The following is a 1,268-nucleotide window of genomic DNA, read 5'->3' on the forward strand; positions in this document are numbered from 1 at the left end:
TGAGGTTCCCCCCGTACGACGGCCACCGATGGTGTGGGATCACGGGGTTGCGTCTGAGGGCTTGTAGAGCTCCTCGAACGCGATTGGGCTGTTCATTCCGATGCTGGAATGACGTCTATATGGGTTATACCAGCACTCGATCCATTCAAACATCGCGCTGGCCAAATCGGCTCTTGTTGACCATTTATTGGTGTCGAGCAGTTCGAGCTGCATCGTTCCCCAGAACGATTCCATCATGGCATTGTCGTAGCAATCGCCGACGGTTCCCATCGAGCCGAGGAGTTCAGCGTCGCGGAGTCGTTTCCCATACGAGAACGATGTGTACTGTGTTCCGTGGTCAGAATGCAGGATCGTCTTCTTGCTCGGTGGGTTGCGGCGGGCGACGGCCATGACCATCGCGTCGACGACCAGAACGCTAGTCTGGCGTATGTCGATAGAATGGCCGATGATGCGACGAGAGTAGGCGTCCATGACAGCGGCGCAATACAGTTTCCCTTCGTCGGTAGGGTGCTCGGTGATATCGCTGACCCACAGCCGGTCAGGCGCGTCCACCGCGAAGGCCCGGCGGACCAGATCCTCCTCGGTGGCGGCGTTGACGAGGTTGCGGCGTCCCTTGCGCCGGTAGATGCCCTGGATGCCAGCCTTGCGCATGAGCCGTTCGACGCGCTTGCGGTTGATCTCCAGGTCCAGGCCGAGCGTCAGCTCCGCGTGGACCCGCGGCGAGCCGTAGCTGTAACGCGACGTCTCATGGATGTCACGGATCAGCTTCAGTAGTTCGGTGTTTCTTTGGTCGCGTGGTGACTGCGGCCGGCCGACCCAGTCTTTGTAACCCGATCTGGAAATATTCAACACCCGGCAGGCCACCGCGACAGGAAAGTCATCATCGGCGAGTTCACGGACCAGCGCGTACCCTATTTTGGGAGCACGTTCTCCCGGGCGAAGTACGCAGCCGCCCGCTTGAGGATCTCATTCTCCAGCTCAAGCTGCCGGGTTCGACGCCGCAGATCGGAGAGTTCCTTCTTCTCCGCGCTGGTCAGCTTCGCACCGCCGTTGTCATCGGTGTCGGCCTGGCGCATCCAATTCCGCAGACAGGAGTCGCTGATACCCAGGTCTTTAGCAAGGACAGAGACCGGTTTAGCACCTTTACGGGCAAGCTCGACGGCACGCTGACGGAACTCAATCGGGTGAGGTGCAGGCACGAAGCACTTCCTTCCCAGCCGACACAGGGTCAACTCAGGTGAGGTGGCCGTGCTACGGGGGGAAGCTCA

The 1,268-nt window shown here is 60.1% G+C and carries 2 protein-coding genes; both read right to left on the reverse strand.

From position 1 onward, the window contains the following. Positions 1-39: 39 nt before the first annotated feature. Positions 40-915, reverse strand: coding sequence for an IS3 family transposase (locus tag AB0I38_RS40310; protein WP_358496221.1), 876 nt, complete (start codon positions 913-915; stop codon positions 40-42). Further along, entirely contained in the window at positions 912-1,199 is a 288-nt protein-coding gene (locus AB0I38_RS40315) for a transposase (protein WP_358496218.1), read from the reverse strand. The genes AB0I38_RS40310 and AB0I38_RS40315 overlap by 4 nt, the downstream gene beginning before the upstream one ends. Positions 1,200-1,268 lie beyond the last annotated feature (69 nt).

Origin of the sequence: Nonomuraea cavernae (genome assembly GCF_040655715.1) — a bacterium.
In the GTDB taxonomy this organism is placed as follows: Bacteria; Actinomycetota; Actinomycetes; order Streptosporangiales; family Streptosporangiaceae; genus Nonomuraea; species Nonomuraea cavernae_A.